This window comes from Actinomadura sp. 1N219 (assembly GCF_044326405.1).
Classification (GTDB): Bacteria; Actinomycetota; Actinomycetes; order Streptosporangiales; family Streptosporangiaceae; genus Spirillospora.
This window is the reverse complement of record NZ_JBIRAY010000014.1, coordinates 83,063-100,122: the sequence shown is the minus strand read 5'-3', so window position 1 is coordinate 100,122 and position 17,060 is coordinate 83,063. Positions and strand designations below refer to the sequence as shown.

12 protein-coding genes are annotated in these 17,060 nt (G+C 69.1%); 7 read left to right on the top strand and 5 right to left on the bottom strand.

Annotated features, from left to right (window positions below):
* Nucleotides 1–28 precede the first annotated feature (28 nt).
* Nucleotides 29–370, bottom strand: a complete 342-nt coding sequence (locus ACH35V_RS34275) for a hypothetical protein (RefSeq protein ID WP_395979010.1) — start codon at nt 368–370, stop codon at nt 29–31.
* A gap of 58 nt (nt 371–428) precedes the next feature.
* On the opposite strand from ACH35V_RS34275, the gene ACH35V_RS34270 reads away from it, so the two are divergent.
* From ACH35V_RS34270 to ACH35V_RS34240, 7 genes are all read left to right on the top strand, one after another.
* Nucleotides 429–1,652: a cysteine desulfurase-like protein gene (locus ACH35V_RS34270; protein WP_395979008.1), complete on the top strand. Its 1,224-nt coding sequence runs from the start codon at nt 429–431 to the stop codon at nt 1,650–1,652.
* Nucleotides 1,653–1,818: 166 nt separating this feature from the next.
* Nucleotides 1,819–7,317, top strand: a complete 5,499-nt coding sequence (locus ACH35V_RS34265; RefSeq protein WP_395979006.1) for a carboxyl transferase domain-containing protein — start codon at nt 1,819–1,821, stop codon at nt 7,315–7,317.
* 271 nt (nt 7,318–7,588) lie between these two features.
* Entirely contained in the window at nt 7,589–8,908 is a 1,320-nt protein-coding gene (locus tag ACH35V_RS34260) for an RNA polymerase sigma factor (protein ID WP_395979004.1), read from the top strand.
* Between the two features lie 181 nt (nt 8,909–9,089).
* The gene (locus tag ACH35V_RS34255) at nt 9,090–9,620 is read left to right on the top strand and encodes a hypothetical protein (RefSeq protein WP_395979092.1); all 531 of its coding nucleotides are present in this window, start codon (nt 9,090–9,092) and stop codon (nt 9,618–9,620) included.
* A complete protein-coding gene (locus tag ACH35V_RS34250; protein ID WP_395979088.1) occupies nt 9,566–9,853 on the top strand; it encodes a methyltransferase in 288 nt (95 codons plus the stop codon). The genes ACH35V_RS34255 and ACH35V_RS34250 overlap by 55 nt, the downstream gene beginning before the upstream one ends.
* Before the next feature lie 448 nt (nt 9,854–10,301).
* Nucleotides 10,302–10,628, top strand: coding sequence for a hypothetical protein (locus tag ACH35V_RS34245; RefSeq protein WP_395979002.1), 327 nt, complete (start codon nt 10,302–10,304; stop codon nt 10,626–10,628).
* A gap of 25 nt (nt 10,629–10,653) precedes the next feature.
* Nucleotides 10,654–11,946, top strand: coding sequence for a hypothetical protein (locus ACH35V_RS34240; protein WP_395979000.1), 1,293 nt, complete (start codon nt 10,654–10,656; stop codon nt 11,944–11,946).
* A 71-nt stretch (nt 11,947–12,017) separates the two neighbouring features.
* On the opposite strand, the gene ACH35V_RS34235 is transcribed toward ACH35V_RS34240, so the two are convergent.
* From ACH35V_RS34235 to ACH35V_RS34220, 4 genes are all read right to left on the bottom strand, one after another.
* Nucleotides 12,018–12,842, bottom strand: coding sequence for a hypothetical protein (locus ACH35V_RS34235; RefSeq protein WP_395978998.1), 825 nt, complete (start codon nt 12,840–12,842; stop codon nt 12,018–12,020).
* Between the two features lie 551 nt (nt 12,843–13,393).
* Nucleotides 13,394–14,218, bottom strand: a complete 825-nt coding sequence (locus ACH35V_RS34230) for a hypothetical protein (RefSeq protein WP_395978996.1) — start codon at nt 14,216–14,218, stop codon at nt 13,394–13,396.
* 171 nt (nt 14,219–14,389) lie between these two features.
* Nucleotides 14,390–15,655 carry a M14 family metallopeptidase gene (locus ACH35V_RS34225; RefSeq protein ID WP_395978994.1) on the bottom strand — a complete coding sequence of 422 codons (1,266 nt, stop codon included), beginning with the start codon at nt 15,653–15,655 and terminating at the stop codon, nt 14,390–14,392.
* A 13-nt stretch (nt 15,656–15,668) separates the two neighbouring features.
* On the bottom strand, nt 15,669–16,616 hold the full coding sequence (locus ACH35V_RS34220; protein ID WP_395978992.1) for a M28 family peptidase: 948 nt from the start codon (nt 16,614–16,616) through the stop codon (nt 15,669–15,671).
* Nucleotides 16,617–17,060 lie beyond the last annotated feature (444 nt).

The window sequence follows — 17,060 nt, the reverse complement described above, 5'->3', positions numbered from 1 at the left end:
GGTCAGCCCCGTGTCAGGAGATCCGGTGTCAGGAGATCCAGCCGCCGTCGCGCGCCTCGTCTAGCGCCTTGTCGGCCTCGCGGCTGTCGAGCATCTCCAGCCCGCGGACCGCCCAGAAGCGGAGCGACTCGTCCGTGCCCTCCAGCTGGTCGCGGAACACGTCCAGCGCCTTCGCGGACCGGGCCTCGGCGATGAGTTCGAGCAGCCGGCAGCGCAGGCCGTGATCGTCCCGCTCGGCGGCGAACTCCGTGATCAGGTCGCCGACGTAGGCGTCGGCGTGCTCGCGGAGGAAGTCGAACGCGTCCTCCCGCACCCGCGGCTCACCGGCCCGCATACGTTGCATAGCGTGCTCGAAACGTCGGCGCGACATGTCCCCGACCTTACTGACGCCTACCGACAGACCTCAATGAAGCAGAAGGAGTCCCGCATTGACCCGCGAATCGTCCTATGACGTCGGCGCCGTCCGGGCGCAGTTCCCCGCGCTGAAGGCCGGGGCCGCCCATTTCGACGGGCCCGGCGGCACGCAGACGCCGCTTCCCGTCATCGACGCCATCGCCGAGGCGCTGTTCGGGCCCCTGTCGAACCGGGGGAACGTCACGCCCGGCGAGCGCAACGCCGAGATGATCGTCGCGGACGCCCGGCAGGCGCTGGCGGACCTCCTCGGCGCGCGCCCGTCCGGGATCGTCTTCGGGCGCAGCGCCACCCAGCTGACCTACGACTTCTCCCGGACCCTCGCCAAGACGTGGTCGCCGGGCGACGAGATCGTCGTCACGCGCCTGGACCACGACTCCAACGTCCGCCCGTGGGTCCAGGCCGCCGAGAGCGCCGGGGCCGTCGTGCGGTGGGCCGACTTCGATCCGGGGACCGGCGAGCTGGGGCTCGACGCCGTCCGCGCGGTCCTGTCCGGCCGGACGCGCCTGGTCGCGGTCACCGCCGCGTCCAACCTGATCGGCACCCGGCCGCCGATCAGGGAGATCGCGCGGGCGGCGCACGACGCGGGAGCCCTGCTCTACGTGGACGGCGTCCACTACGCCGCGCACGTCCACGTCGACGTCGAACAACTGGGTGCGGACTTCTTCACCTGCTCCCCGTACAAATTCCTCGGCCCCCATATGGGCGTCCTGGCAAGCCGACCGGACCTTCTGGAGACCTTGCGGCCGGACAAGCTGCTGCCCTCGACGAACGCCGTCCCCGAACGGTTCGAGTTCGGCACGCTCCCCTACGAATTCCTCGCCGGGGCCCGCGCGGCGGTCGATTTCCTCGCCGCGCTGAGCCCGGACGACAAAGGCACGCGCCGCGAACGGCTGGCGTCCGCATTCGCCGCCCTCGAACGGCACGAGGACGCGCTGCGGCTCCGGATCGAGGAGGGGCTGTCCGCCTTCGGTCAGGTCACCGTCCATTCACGGGCGGCCGAGCGCACCCCCACCCTGCTGCTGACCATCGACGGGCGCAGCACGGCCGACGCCTACCGCCACCTGGCGGAACGCGGCGTCGACGCGCCGTCCGGGTCCTTCTACGCGCTGGAGGCGTCCCGCAGGCTGGGCCTGGGAGACGACGGCGGCCTGCGCGTGGGCCTGGCCCCGTACAACAACACCGAGGACGTGGACCGGCTGCTGCACCACCTGGCGGAATTCCTGACACGACCCGAGTGAGCCTTGAGCGCCGCTAAACCCTTTGCACGATTCCCACAACTCGGGCCGCTCAGCATGCGACGTCTCCGACATGGCGCCGCGGGGGCCCGAGGCGGGAGGGTAAGCATGGTCGGGGGTCCCCCGTGTCCCGGCGCCGACATCGTGGTCTATAGGAAGGCTCGGTCCGTTGTTCAGTCGTGTCGCCATCGTCAATCGCGGTGAGGCCGCCATGCGCCTCATCCATGCCGTACGGGACATCGCCGCGGAGACCGGGACGCGGATCGAGACGGTCGCGCTGCACACCGACGTCGACCGCGCCGCCACGTTCGTCCGCGAGGCGGACCTGTCCTACGAGCTCGGGCCCGCGTCCGCCCGCCCCTACCTCGATCTGGAGGTGCTGGAGCGCGCGCTGGCCGAGACGGGGGCCGACGCCGCCTGGGTCGGCTGGGGCTTCGTCGCGGAGGACCCGGCGTTCGCGGAGCTGTGCGACCGGATCGGCGTCACCTTCGTCGGGCCGAGCGCGGAGGCGATGCGCAGGCTCGGCGACAAGATCGGCGCGAAGCTGATCGCCGAGGAGGTCGGGGTGCCGGTCGCGCCGTGGAGCCGCGGCGCGGTCGAGACGCTGAACGCCGCGCTGGCCGCCGCGTCCGAGATCGGCTACCCGCTGATGCTGAAGGCGACCGCGGGCGGCGGCGGGCGCGGCATCCGCGTGATCACGAGCGCGGACGAGCTGGCCGACGCCTACGAGCGCACCAGCCAGGAGGCCGCGCGGGCGTTCGGCAGCGGCGTCGTGTTCCTGGAGCGCCTGGTCACCGGCGCCCGGCACGTCGAGGTCCAGGTGATCGCGGACGGCCAGGGCACGGCGTGGGCGCTCGGCGTCCGCGACTGCTCGGTGCAGCGGCGCAACCAGAAGGTCATCGAGGAGTCGGCGTCACCGGTGCTGTCCGCCGAGCAGGCCGCCGAGCTGAAGGCGTCCGCCGAGCGGCTGGCCGTCAAGGTCGGCTACCGCGGCGCGGCGACGGTCGAGTTCCTCTACCACCCCGGCGACCGGCTGTTCGCGTTCCTCGAAGTGAACACCCGGCTGCAGGTCGAGCACCCGATCACCGAGTCCACAACCGGGTTCGACCTGGTCAGGGCGCAGCTGTGGGTCGCGTCCGGCGGACGGCTCGAAGGCGGCCCGCCCCCGGAGCGCGGCCACGCCGTCGAGGCCCGGCTGAACGCCGAGGACCCCGACCGCGACTTCGCGCCCTCCCCCGGCCGCATCGCGCGGCTCGACCTGCCCGCCGGGCCGGGCATCCGGGTGGACACCGGCGTCCGCGCGGGCGACACCATCCCCGCCGACTTCGACTCGATGATCGCGAAGATCATCGCCTACGGCCGGGACCGGGACGAGGCGCTCGGCCGCCTCCGCCGGGCGATGGCGCAGACCACGGTGATCATCGAGGGCGGCGCGACGAACAAGAGCTTCGTGCTCGACCTGCTCGACCGTCCCGAGGTGATCGGCGCCACCGCGGACACCGGCTGGATCGACCGCGTCCGCGCCGAGGGCGATCTCGCCGCGCACCGGCACTCCGGCGTCGCGCTGATCGCCGCCGCGATCGAGACCTACGAGGAGGAGGAGCGGGCCGAGCGGCAGCGGCTGCTGTCGACCGCGTCCGGCGGGCGTCCGCAGGTCCGGCACGAGAGCGGACGGCCGCTGGACCTCAAGCTGCGCGGCGTCGCCTACCGGCTGCGCGTCGCGCGGGTCGGCGCGCACCGGTTCCGCGTCGGCATCGAGGCGGGCGAGGACGCCCGCACCGCCGTCGTCGAGCTCGACCGGTTCGACCGGCACACCGGGCAGATCGTCGTGGACGGCGTCCGGTACCGGCTGGTCACCGGCACCCACGGGCCGATCCACATGGTCGAGGTGGACGGCGTCACGCACCGGGTCAGCCGGGACGAGGGCGGCGTCGTCCGCTCGCCCGCGCCCGCGCTGGTCGTCGCGACGCCCGCGAAGGTCGGCGCCGAGGTCGAGGCGGGCGCGCCGGTCCTGGTGCTGGAGAGCATGAAGATGGAGACGGTGCTGCGGGCGCCGTTCAAGGCGCGGCTGAAGGAATGCGTCGTGTCCGTGGGCAGCCAGGTGGAGACGGGCGCGCCGCTGCTGCGGCTGGAGCCGATCGCCGACGACGCCGGGGCCGGGGCGCTCGCGGAGCCGTCCGCGCCGGTCGACCTCGACCTGTCCGCCGCGCCCGGGACGCCCTCCGCGCGGGAGCGCGCCGCCCGCTGCCAGGAGGATCTGCGCAGCCTGCTGCTGGGCTTCGACGTCGACCCGCACGACGAGCGCCGCGTCCTGGACGACTACCTCGACGCCCGCCGGGCGGTCGCGGCGAACGGCCACCGCCCCCTGGCGGACGAGCTGGGGCTCGTCGAAGTGTTCACCGACCTCGCCGAGCTGAGCCGCAACCGCCCGGCGGGCGGCGACGGCACGAGCGGCGACGGGGCCGGCAGCCACGTCCACAGCGCCCGCGAGTACTTCCACACCTACCTGCAGAGCCTCGACGTCGACCGGGCCGGGCTGCCGGACGGTTTCCAGGCCAATCTCGCCAAGGCGCTCGGCCACTACGGCGTCACCGACCTGGAGCGCTCGCCCGGGCTCGAAGCGGCCGTGTTCCGGGTGTTCCTCGCACAGCAGCGGACGTCGGCCGACGCCACGATGATCGCGACGCTGCTGCGGACCTGGCTGCGGGAGCCGCCGCCGGAGCAGGCGCTGCGCGAGCCCGCCGGTCTCGCCCTGGAACGGCTGGTCGCCGCGACGCAGGTGCGCTTCCCCGTCGTCGCCGACCTCGCCTACGGCGTGGTGTTCGCGTGGTTCGCGCAGCCGCTGCTGCGCCGCAACCGCGCCCGCGTGTACGCCGACGTCCGCAGGCACCTGCGCCACCTGGACGCGAACCCCGGCGCGCCGGACCGCGCCGACCGCATCGCCGAGATGGTGCGCAGCACCGAGCCGCTGGTGCGGCTGCTCGGCCGCCGCCTCGTCCGCCAGAACCGCCAGGACCGGGACAACGCGGTCATGCTGGAGGTCCTGACGCGGCGCTACTACGGCAACAAGGGCCTCACCCGCGTCCGCACCGGCGAGGTCGAGGGCTGCTCGTTCGTGATCGCGGAGCGCGCGGGCTCGTCCGTCGTCTCCTCCGCGGTGAGCTTCGAGGCGCTGGGCGGCGCGCTGCGCGGGCTCGCGGAGCTGGCGGCCGCCGGCGACGACGCGGTCGACGCCGACATCTACCTGTCCTGGGAGCGGCAGCCGGAGGACTTCGACGCGATGGCGGCGGCGCTCCAGCAGGTCGTCAACGCGCACCCGCTGCCGCCGCAGGTCCGCAGGCTCACCGCCACGGTCGCCGGCAGCGGCGGCGCGGTGATGCACCACCACTTCACGTTCCGCCCGTCGTCCTGGGGCGACGGCGGGATGGCGGAGGAGCGGCTGATCCGCGGCCTGCACCCGTACATCGCGCAGCGGATGCGGATGGAGCGGCTGCGGAAGTTCGACCTCACCCGGCTGCCGTCGTCGGACGAGGAGGTCTACCTGTTCCGGTGCACGGCGCAGGAGAACCCGTCCGACGAACGGCTCGTCGCGTTCGCGCAGGTCCGCGACCTGACCGGGCTTCGCGACCACGACGACAGGCTGCTCACGCTGCCGACCGCCGAGTACACGATCGCGTCCTGCCTCGACTCGATCCGCAACGCGCGGTCGCGGTGGCCGTCCAAGAAGCGCCTCAGCACCAACCGGATCGTGATCTACGTCTGGCCGCCGAGCGACATCACCCGCGCCGAGCTGGAGATGATCGCCGGACGGCTGCTGCCGATGACGGCGGGCGCCGGTCTGGAGGAGATCGAGATCATCGCCCGGCGGCGGGACCGGACGACCGGCGAGCTGCACAAGATCGCCGTGCGGGTCTCGTTCGACGCCACCGGGGGCACGGAGCTGACCGTCGGCGAGCCGTCCGACGAGCCGGTCGAGCCCGTGGACGACTACCGGCAGAAGGTCCTGCGCGCGAGCAGCCGCAACACCGTCTACCCCTACGAGCTGACCGGCCTCCTCGGCGACTTCACCGAACACGACCTGAACGACGACCACGCGCTCGTGCCCGTCGACCGTCCCAAGGGACGGAACAAGGCGGCGATCGTCGCCGGAGTCGTCACCACGCCGACCCGTCGGCACCGCGAGGGCGTCACCCGCGTCGTCCTGCTCGGCGACCCGACGAAGTCGCTCGGCGCGCTGTCGGAGCCGGAGTGCCGCCGCGTGATCGCCGCGCTGGACCTGGCCGAGCGGATGCGGGTGCCGCTGGAGTGGTACACGCTGTCGTCCGGCGCCCGGATCTCCATGGAGTCCGGCACCGAGAACATGGACTGGGTCGCCGCCGCGCTCAAGCGGATCGTGGAGTTCACCCAGGACGGCGGCGAGATCAACGTCGTCGTCACGGGCATCAACGTCGGCGCGCAGCCGTACTGGAACGCCGAGGCGACGATGCTCATGCACACCAAGGGCGTCCTGGTGATGACGCCCGACTCGGCGATGGTGCTCACCGGGAAGCAGGCGCTCGACTTCTCCGGCGGCGTGTCCGCCGAGGACAACTTCGGCATCGGCGGCTACGACCGGGTCATGGGCCCGAACGGGCAGGCGCAGTACTGGGCGCCGAACCTGGCCGCCGCGCGGGACGTCCTGATGGCCCACTACGACCACACCTACGTCGCGCCCGGCGAGGACGGGCCGCGCCGCACCACCACGACCGACCCCGTCGACCGCGACGTCTCCGACTTCCCGCACGCCGTCGAGGGCAGCGACTTCACCACGGTCGGCGAGATCTTCTCCGCCGAGGCCAACCCGGACCGCAAGAAGCCGTTCGACATCCGGACGGTCATGCGCGCGCTCTCCGACCAGGACCACCCGGTGCTGGAACGCTGGGCGGGCATGGCCGACGCGGACACGGCGGTGGTGCAGGACGTCCATCTCGGCGGCATGCCGGTGTGCCTGCTCGGCATCGAGTCGCGCGCGGTGCCCCGCCGAGGCTTCCCGCCCACCGACGGCCCGGACGCCTACACGGCCGGGACGCTGTTCCCGCAGTCGTCCAAGAAGGCCGCGCGGGCGATCAACGCGGCCAGCGGCAACCGGCCGCTGGTGGTGCTGGCGAACCTGTCGGGCTTCGACGGCTCGCCGGAGTCGATGCGGAAGCTGCAGCTGGAGTACGGCGCCGAGATCGGACGCGCGATCGTGAACTTCCGCGGCCCGATCGTGTTCTGCGTGATCTCCCGGTACCACGGCGGCGCGTTCGTGGTGTTCTCCAAGGCGCTGAACCCGGACATGACGGTGCTGGCGCTGGAGGGCTCGTTCGCCTCGGTGCTGGGCGGGGCGCCCGCCGCCGCCGTGGTGTTCTCGGGCGACGTCAACGCCCGCACGGCGGCCGACCCGCGCGTCCGGGACCTGGAGGCCCGCGTGACCGCCGCGCCCGGCCCGGAACGCGCCGCGCTGATCGCCGAGCTGGAGGAGCTGCGCGCCTCGGTCCGCGCGGAGAAGGTCGGGGAGGTGGCGGCGGAGTTCGACCGCGTCCACGACATCCGCCGCGCCGTCGAGGTCGGCTCCGTGGACGCCGTCATCCGCGCCGCGGAACTGCGCCCGCGCATCATCGAGGCGATCGGATCGCGCGGCCGCTGACCGCCGGGTCGCACGGGCGCTGACCGCGCCGGCGGCCCGACGACCTGCAACGAAACCGGCATAAGCGGCAATCTCGGGCCAATCTCGCTGATCATAACAGATCAGAATCATTGGCTTACTCTGCGTGGAATCTACTACTTTAGGTAGCATTCCCTTCTCATCCGTCACGCATATGCACTAGAGTCCCGTGCCCATGGCGTGCCTTGGACGGCCCGTCTCCCTTGCCCGCTCTCCGACGGCTGCTCCCACGGCCACCTCACGAGGAGGTCACATGCGCGGGGACCTGGAAAACCTCTACGACGCCCACGCACATCGCCTGTACGCGCACTGCTGGTCGCTCACCGGCGACCAGGGCGCGCCCGAGGCATTGAAGGACACGCTCAACGAAGCGGTGCAGCAGCACCCTCCGCCGGGCGAGACAGTGCTGTGGCTGCACCATCTGGCCCGCAGGGTCTGCGCCGACCGGGGGGCGTTCAGCCCCCACAGCCGGCCCGTCTTCGCCGGCGCCGACACCGACCCGCTGCTGGCCGCGGCGCGCAACCTGCCCGCAGACCAGCGCGAGGCGCTGCTGCTGTCAGCGGGCGAGTGGCTGGCGGTCCGCGACATCGCCGGCGTTCTGCGCGTCTCCGCGGACGCCGTGCGCGAGCGGCTGCACGAGGCGCGCACCGCGCTGGAACGGGTCGTCCTGGACGCCCTCATGCGCGGCACCGCCGACCCCGCGAAGCACATGGACGTCATCGAGGCGTTCGAGAAGGGTCGGCTCCCGAACCTCCTGGCCCGCCGCGCGCCCGCCTTCGCACCCGCGCCGCTCCGCGACCACGTCCTGGGCAACGACGTGCCGGACGACGACGAGGTGCGCGACGAGATCGGCCACGCGCCCTCGGTGCCCGTCCCGCCCGCGGTCCCCCCGGACCCGACCCGCCCCCTCGTGGTGATCGGCTCCGGCGCGGCCTTCGCCGACGAGCCCGTCGCCGGCGCCGCCGCCCAACCTCCCGCAGGGCCGCTCGCCGACCCCGACACCTTCGCCGACCCGTTCGCGGACGCCGCGTTCTTCGCCGAACCGGTCCAGGACCGCCCCCGCCGCCGCGGCGCGGCCCTCAAGGGCGTCGGCGGCGTGGCCGGAGTGGCCGCCTCGATCGCGGTCGGCCTGCTGATGACGTGGCCGTCCACCGACGACGGCACGGTGAACGCCCTAGGCCCGCCGCCCGACACCAACACCCGTCCCGGCAGCCAGCCCCCGGGCGGCGTCACCGAGGAGCCGCCGAGCACGCCGAAGCCCCCGGACGGCGGGCAGCGCAACACCGCCCCCGCCCCGGCGCCGACGACCGAGAAGCGCTCCCCCGCGACGCAGAAGCCCGCGGACCCGGACGGCGACCGCCGCACCGACCCGACCCCGCCGCCGCAGGACGAGGGCCCGACCACGCCCCCCAGCAGCCCGCCTCCTTCACAGGAGAACCCGTCCCCGCCGCCGCAGGACCCACCGCCCTCGGAGGACCCGGACGACGAGCGCCCAGGCGGACCGCTCGACCCCATCGGCGACATCATCGGAGGAGTCACCGACCCGATCCTGGGCGGCCTCTCAGGCCGCTGACCGCAAAACAAAAAGGGGACGGACCCACCCGGGCCCGTCCCCTTCCCCATGCCCTCCACCCTCCATTCCGCACGCACCTGACCAGGCGCACCTCAGCCGACCCTCCAGTCAGGGGCGCATAAAAGGCCATAGTTGAAGATGGAGCAGCGCATGGAAAGCAGCTCGGGCAGGGCTGTCACCCGTGAGGCATGCACCATCGGGGACGACAGACGCCGAATCCGGTGGCGAGTCCGATGAGAAGACAGACCGGCAATTGCTGCGCCGCCTCACCGGCGCGTGGGGCACCCAAGCGCTCCGCGCCATGGTCGACCTAGACATCCCCGACCACCTCGCCGAGCACCCCCACACCTCCAAGGAACGCCGACCGGCTGGATTGGCTGCTGCGCGCCCAGCGCCACCCGCGAACTCCATGCGCCATCTCGCCCAGCTGTACGGCGGCCTGTTCTACCAGAGCTTCAGCGCACTGCCGGACGCCTTCAGAGACGACGACACATTGCCTTTCGCAGCGGTGTTCGGACAACCGCCCTGGGAATACTTCAAAGACCATCCGCAGCAGGGACAGCTCTTCAACCACGCGATGGCCGAGGGAGCCTTCTTCTCGGACGTCGCCGCCGCCGTCGACTTCTCCAGGGCCCGCACAGGCGCCGATATCGGCGCCTGTGCGGAAACGGCGAACTGCTCGCGCACCTCTGCGACGCCTACCCGAACCTGAGAGGCGCGCTGCTGGATCGCCCGGAGGTCATCAGCGCCGCACGGGCCAGCCTCGACGCCCGTGGCCTCCTGAATCGCTGCACGTTCCACCCCGGTTCCTTCATCGACAGCCGCGACCTGCCCGCCGACGCGTCTCCCGCATCCTGCACGCGCGAAGCCGGGTTCAGGGTCGCCATCCCCACCCCCACAACCACACCCTCTAACCAGCACCCTCCGGCCTCCTGCTCTTCTTGACGAGCTCACTCACTCCTGGTCGCGACCATCGGTCCAAGCGACAGGGCAGAGGCACATCAGGCGGCGTGCAACTCATCACATAGCAGGTACCTATGCAGGCCACCGTCGATGTGACCTGGCGCGCCGGGCACTGTCGGACGACCAGGTGGCGAGCGCACCATTTCGGTACTGACACGAGAAAACATGCTGGTTTGGGGCCATCCGAAAACGCAGCCAGGCAGGAGCGCGACGCCACCTGCCTCACCTTCGGTTCTCCCAGCCTGCGCCGACATGTGGGGGCCATATCCGATTGCTCGAAATGGGCGGGTTGGAACGTTCCCAGCCGCCGGTAAGGGAGGAGGGATATGTGGACATCCGATTCTTTTCCGAAAGATGCTATTCGGATCCACACGCTGTTAGCCTGCGTCCGACTTCACCCACGGCGGCCTCTTTCCGAATGGGAGCGAGCATGGGCAACCCCGGGGATCAGCCGAAACAGGCGGACCCGAAGCGGATCAAGCAGCACGCCGGTGATCTCAGATCCGATGTCATTCCCTTGGTCAAGAAGGCCGGCGACACGCTCACCAAGGATGGCACCTACAACCTTGAGGGCGGGGATTTCAGCATCACGTGCACGCCGATGGCGCTCGCATACCCCATGGCGATCCAGTTCGCCTTCGAAGACATCAAAATGCTGATGACCACCGCGAAGGACTACGCCGAGAAGATCGAGCGCGCGGCAGGGATTTACAGGCAGACCGAGGTCCAGAACAAGAAGAACGCTACCAGGCGGTGATCGGTGACTAACGAAAGGCATGTAAATGGGTGACCCCAACGGCGGCACCACGGGAAGCCAGAACCAGTCACCGGAACCACGCGCCGCAGCGGTCAGTAACGCGCACTCCAGTGGGGCCAAGCGTGGGGTCGGGGCCGGCGCCGCGGGAATCGGTGGAGCGCTCATCGCCGGAAAGACCGGCGGCTCGATCGTGGGAACAGCCGAAAGCCTGATGGCCGCCGCCACGGACTTGGCGATGGGCGCGGGTCTGCGCCTACCACCGGCACTCATGGTCGCCTTCCTGTTCAAAGAGTCCACCGGCAAGACGACCAAGCTGGAGGCGACCGCACGGAACTGGGCAGAGGCTGCGGAGCAACTCCACCAGGCGGCCAAGGAGATCACCCAGCTCGTCAAGGACATCCCCGGCGAGGCGTGGACTATGGACGACCGGCCTCTCTACGAGAGCCACGTCGAGAATTATCGACAGCAACTCGATTCCCTCGGAACCTATTGCACAGCTGTCGGACACTCGATTATGGGAGTGGCGTGGGCGCTGTTCGCCTACTCTGTGTTCGCGATGGGAATGGCGGTGTACCTGGCCGCACTGGCCACCGCTGCCACGACCGTTGTCCTCACCATTCAGTGCGTAGGGCTCGCGGGAACGGCCCTGGCCATCACCGGCGTGGCGACTGGAGTGCTCATCTCTGCCGCGACGGTGGGCGCGGCTGTGCTGGGAGGCGGCGCGCTGGCCACAGCCAACTCGCAGGAGAACAACGGCGCCGAGAACGCCTTCAGCGCTCTCAAGAAGGCGGCCATCACCGGTTCGGCCGGCGCCGCCGCCAATCTCACCCAGAATGTCGCGAACAGTGGAATCAACTTCGCGAACAGACGTGGCGAAAAGATGATGCCGCTGGCAGGGATAGATCTGGACGCCGACCGGGACATCGACAACACCTGGAATGTCGGAGGCGGCGTCAAAGGGACGACCCCGAGCGGCGCGGGCGAAGGAGAACTCGGGTACCACGCAAAGATTAAGGACGGAAATCTGCAAGGCCAGGAACTCGAAATCAAGGGCAAGGGCGGTCCAGTCGACGTGGGCGCCGCCGGCGGGGGCCTAAAATTCGAGTGGGACGAGAACGAGAATCTCAAGAACGAGTCGTTCAATCTGGGAGCGGAGAGCCCGAAAGTCGGCGTGGCAGGCGACTACGAGGGCACTTTTGATCAGAAGAACGATTACGATGCCAAGTACAACGCCAACACGCCAGTTTTCAACAGAACGGACGACAACTTCGGGAAGAAGAAGGAAGACCCGCCGCCCCCGTGGGATCAGAACCTTTGAACTCTTCTCGGTTCCGGTAGGGCGTCAACACAGCTCACACTGGAATCAGGCGGCCGGAATGTTCGGCCGGGCTAGTTGGTCATCTCCTTTCGGTGCCACTCGATGAATTCCCGCTGGTACTCCATATAGCGGGAATGCACGTCGGCGTATCCCGGGTACGGATCGGGCACGGCCTGGAGTCGTGTCGGAGGGGTGTAGGGGGAGAATCCCCCACGGTGATAGTCGTCGTTGATCGTGTCAGCGATCGCGGACGCGACGATCATCCTCCTGATGGGGTGCGGGGTATCCGGGGAGATCTCCACTAGAGGGCTCTGGCCCCGCCTCCGTGCCCACACGGTCCCGTTCTGGCCCACGAACCTGGTCGTGTCCACGTTCGGGTCGTGGTTCAGCTGCTGGGGCAGCGGCGGCAAGGCGAACCGGGACACGACATCACAGATCGCCGCACCGGTCTGGTCTCGCAAATGGTGTTTACCGCCGACTATCGACATCCCCTCCCCGTCGACGACATCTGCAGTCGGCAACAGGGACTTATAGTGGTCATCGGTCAGGTAGCCTGCCACTCGGCCGTCCGGCTCTATGACGGCGCTTTGCGGAGGGTACGGGTTGCCCGTGATCTTGTCCGCCCGGTCGAGGAACATGACCGGCGAATTCGAGACGTCCGTGACCAGCACCGTGATGCGCGGGACATGGCGCCGAAGATGTGGCCAGCTGGCTAGCTGCCCCAGCATGACGAGCTTGCCCAAGCGTTTGAGAGGGCTCACCTTGGGAGTCTCTCCGACCGCTACCGGGGACACGTTCGCGACGATCTCGCCGGTGTTTGAATCGGTCACCCGATAATGCAGTTCCTGCTCGAGTGAATCTACGCTGACCTTGGATATCTCCAGAAGACCGGCCACCGTCTCTCGTCCTCCTGTCCGTGGGAGCCATGCCCTTCGGCAGGTTATCGTGATCGGGCCGATTCAGAGGCACAAGTTTCGGCGACTGCTCAGTCTCCCCGGATGTGCGCCGGTGGCACCAGAAGTGGCCGCCGTCGCCGAGGCGCAATATTGGTCTTGCCTGTTGATGGAGCGGTATGGGCAGTCTGCGTACTCGGCCAGGATCATCGGCGGCTCACGGTTGATCTGGGTGAGCGACTCGATCTGCGAGAGCGCGGGGTCGCAGTCGCCGCCGTGTAGCTCGAACGTGTAGGAGAAGATGCGCTGGTTCCCCACAGTCACTCGTCCGAGCTGCCGATCTCAGATCCGGTTTCATTCCCTTGGTCGAGAAGGCTGGCGACACGCTCACCAAGGATGGGACCTACAACCTTGAGGGCTCCCATACCCCGCGGCGATCCAGTTCGCGTTCGAGGACGGACGACAACTTCGGTAAGAAGAAGGAAGACCCGCCGCCGTGGGATCAGAACCTTTGAATCCTTCTCGGTTCCGGTACAACGTCGATGGCGGCCGAGTTAGCCGGTCATCGCTTTTCGGTACCATTCGATGAATTCCCGCTGGTACTCCATGTAGCGGGAATGCACGTCGGCGTATCCTGGATACGGATCGGGCACGGCCTGGAGTGGTGTCAGAGGATTCTTGGACGAGGAAGCCACGATTTGATGGTCGTTAGTGATCGTGTCGGCGATCACGGATGCGACGATCATCCTCCTGATGGGGTACGGGGTGTCCGGGGAGATCTCCAGCAGGGGGCTCTGGCCTCGTCTCCGCGCCCACACGGTCCCGTCCTGGCCTACGAATCGGGTCGTGTCCACGTTCTCGTCGTAGTTCAGCGCCCCCGGCAGCGGCGGGATGGCGACCCGGATCACGACATCACAGATCGCCGTACCGTTCTGGTCTCTCAAATGGCGTCTGCCGCCGACTATCGACATCCCCTCCGCGTCGACGACATCTGCCGTCGGCATCGGGGACTTATAGTGGTCATCAGTCAGGTAGCCTGCCACTCGGCCGTCCGGCTCTATGACGGCGCATTGTGAAGCATACGGATTGCCCGTGATCTTGTCTGCCCGGTCGAGGAACATGACCGGCGAATTCGAGGCGTCCGTGACCAGCACCGTGATGCGCGGGACATGGCGCCGAAGATGCGGCCAGCCGGCCAGTTGCCCCAGCATTACGCGTTTACCGAAGCGCTTTAGGGGGCTTACCTGGGGAGGTTCTCCGACCGCTACCGGGGACACGTTCGCGACGACCGTGCCGGTGGTTGAATCGGTCACCCGATAATGGAGTTCCTGTCCGAGTGGCTCTACGCTGACCTTGGATATCTCCAGAAGACCGGCCACCGTCTCTCGTCCTCCTGTACGTGGGAGCCATGCCTTCGGCAGGTTATCGCGAATTAGCGTTGGGGAGCGCGAGAATGGCCGCCTCGCCGCAGGCCGAACGCAACTCACCCGGGTTTCTCGGACGGGCGTCCGAGAAACCCGGGTGAGGCGAGGGTTACCCGCGACCGGTGGCTACGCCGGGGCGCAGTATTGGTCCTGCTTGTTGATGGAGCGGTATGGGCAGTCCGCGTACTCGGCGAGGATCATCAGCGGCTCACGGTTGATCTGGGTGAGCGACTCGATCTGGGAGGGCGCGGGGTAGAAGTTGCCGCCGCCCAGCTCGAATGTGTAGGAGAAGATGCGCTGGTTTCCCCACAGCCAGTCGTCGGAGCTGCCGTCGGTGATGTAGAGGTCGCTCGACTGTTCCGGTGTGTAGCGGTTGAGTCTGGCGACTTCCACGCCGATGGTGCGGTGCGCGGCCTCCTCGTCGGCCGACATCGCGCCTGGGACGGTGTTGGCGGTGGTGTAGCCGAACGGCCACAGCACGAGGTTCGCCACGGAGTGGATGTCGAGGAACATCTTGATCTGCTGTTTCCCGCCGACGACCCGGCTCTTGACGAAGTTCTGCACGGCCTGGATCTCCGGCGTCGACGCCGGCGAGGGGCCGCGGTAGGTCTCGCTGGACGGGGTGCCGGACGAGCCGCCGCAGCATCCCCACTTGTAGTCGTAGTTGCGGTTGAGGTCGACGCCCTGCCGGTTCTTGCGCCACATCCGGCCCGGCTGGGTGTCGCTGGTCATGTCGTAGATCTGGCCGTCGGGGTTGAGGATCGGGATGATCCAGAACTCGCGCTCGTTGACCAGCTTGGTGATCCGCGCCGTGGAGTTGTACTCCTTGGTGAGGATGCCGATGAAGTAGAGCGCCTGCTCGTTGGTGATGCGCTCGCGGGCGTGGATGTTGGCCTGGTAGAAGACCTCGGGCTCGTCCTCGTCCGCCGCGACGTTGTCGCTGATCTTGACGCCGACGATGTCGCGGCCCTCGTAGGAGCGGCCGATGCTGAACTTCTTCGCGATCTGCGGGTAGTTGGCGACGACCTGGTCGAGCTCGGCCATCGTCTCCGCGTGGGTGTGGTAGGACGACGCGGACGCGGGGTGCCTAGGGAAGGCGCCCATCGGGCTGACGGTGAAGCCGAGCCGCTTGATCGCGGCGACCTCGGCCGGGATCGCGCTGATCTCCAGCGCCTTGTCCGGGCGCACCAGGTCGATCGCGGCGCCGGTGCGGGCGACCTGCGTCCGCTGCGCGGACGTCGCGGGGCCCGTGACGAGGAAGCGTTTCGCCGTTTCGGCGGGGGCCGCGGCGACCGTCGTGGGGGCGGCGGACGCGGTGGTCCCGACGACGGTCAGGGCGGCCGCGCCCAGGCAGACCGCGACGAGCGCGGCCTTGAGGTTACGTGTTCTCATCGGTTCGCTCTCCTCAGCCGACCGGCCGGTACGGCGAGTCGGGAAGCGCGGCGCCCTCGGGGATGCCCGCGAGCTTCCACGCCGCGTAGGCCGCGGCGTTGGTGGCGTGGCCCATTACCGGCGACGAGATGTTGTTGATGTCGTCGCAGCGGGCGTGGTAGCAGGGGTCGTCGCCGCTGGCGATGCCGCTGACCTGGATGCCGGCGCTCTTGAACGAGGCGTGGTCGGACCGCGCGCCGATGTTGAACCCCCGGGTGGGAAGGTTCTTGCTGCGGAAGTACTCGGTGAAGACCGCGCTGAGGGTCGAGGAGTCGGTGTAGACGCCCCAGGTCGTGGTGTTCTTCGCGCCGACCATGTCGAAGTTGAGGTAGGCGTTGATCTTCGTCCGCTCGGAGGCGGGCAGGTTCTGGACGTAGTACTTCGAGCCGATCAGGCCGAGCTCCTCGGCGCCCCACCAGCCGAACCGGAGCCGCTTGGTGGGCTTGGCGTTGGCGCGGGCGACGGCGAGCGCGGTCTCCAGGACGGCGCTGGAGCCGGAGCCGTTGTCGTTGACGCCGGGGCCGGCGGGCACGCCGTCGAGGTGCGCGCCCAGGAAGACGACCTGGTTGGGGTCGCCCTGCGGCCAGTCGGCGATCAGGTTCCAGCCGGTGGCGCCCTGGTAGGTGAAGGACTGCAGCGTGGTCTGGAATCCGGCCGCGTCCAGCTTCGCCTTCACGTAGTCGGCGGAGGCGCGGTAGCCGGGCCTGCCGTGCGCGCGGTTGCCGCCGTTGGACGTGGCGATGGTCTGGAACTGCTGGGCGTGGGCCATCGAGTTGGCGGCGGGGATGTCCGGCGACTGGACGGCGACGGCGGCGGGGGGCGGTGCGGACTGCGCGACGGCGCCGCTGGGGAGGCCCATCAGGGCCGCGAGGAGGCCGGCGCCGATGGCGGCCGAGCCGAGGACGCGCTTGCGTTTCATCATGGGGGTTTACCTGACCAATCGGATCTGTGTTCCGGGGAGCTGGAGCGGGGGGGACTGTCCGGCGAGCAGGCATGGAGCCGGGTGGGGTTGCCACCTCGATGGCCCGGGAGCAGTACTGGAACGTGGATCTGAGACGCCCTGTCGCCTCCTGGGGGTGGGCTCCGGCGCGCGCGTGCGCACCAGAGGGGAGGATGACGCTGAACGATATGCGCGCGCATTGGCGTCGTAAAGAGCAATGTGTGACGAACTTCGGGCGCCGTGGCGATTCCGGCGGACGTATCGCGTGGTCATCGGGCGGAGAAGCCGCGGCAAGCGGCCACTACTCCTAATAGAAAGGTGCCCGCCCGTGCCTTGAATGTGAATGAACACGCTTGAAATGGAACGTTTCAAAGCGCCGCTTCGATTTCATGGTCTACGGGTTCGGCGGGGGCCGCGTTCCGCAAT

What these genes read in the sequence shown, in the direction of transcription:
- ACH35V_RS34245 (WP_395979002.1), top strand. Translation starts at nt 10,302, where the DNA reads ATGGGCAACCCCGGGGATCAGCCGAAACAGGCGGACCCGAAGCGGATC.
- ACH35V_RS34225 (WP_395978994.1), bottom strand. Translation starts at nt 15,655, where the DNA reads ATGAGAACACGTAACCTCAAGGCCGCGCTCGTCGCGGTCTGCCTGGGC.
- ACH35V_RS34240 (WP_395979000.1), top strand. Translation starts at nt 10,654, where the DNA reads ATGGGTGACCCCAACGGCGGCACCACGGGAAGCCAGAACCAGTCACCG.
- ACH35V_RS34275 (WP_395979010.1), bottom strand. Translation starts at nt 370, where the DNA reads ATGTCGCGCCGACGTTTCGAGCACGCTATGCAACGTATGCGGGCCGGT.
- ACH35V_RS34220 (WP_395978992.1), bottom strand. Translation starts at nt 16,616, where the DNA reads ATGATGAAACGCAAGCGCGTCCTCGGCTCGGCCGCCATCGGCGCCGGC.
- ACH35V_RS34260 (WP_395979004.1), top strand. Translation starts at nt 7,589, where the DNA reads ATGCGCGGGGACCTGGAAAACCTCTACGACGCCCACGCACATCGCCTG.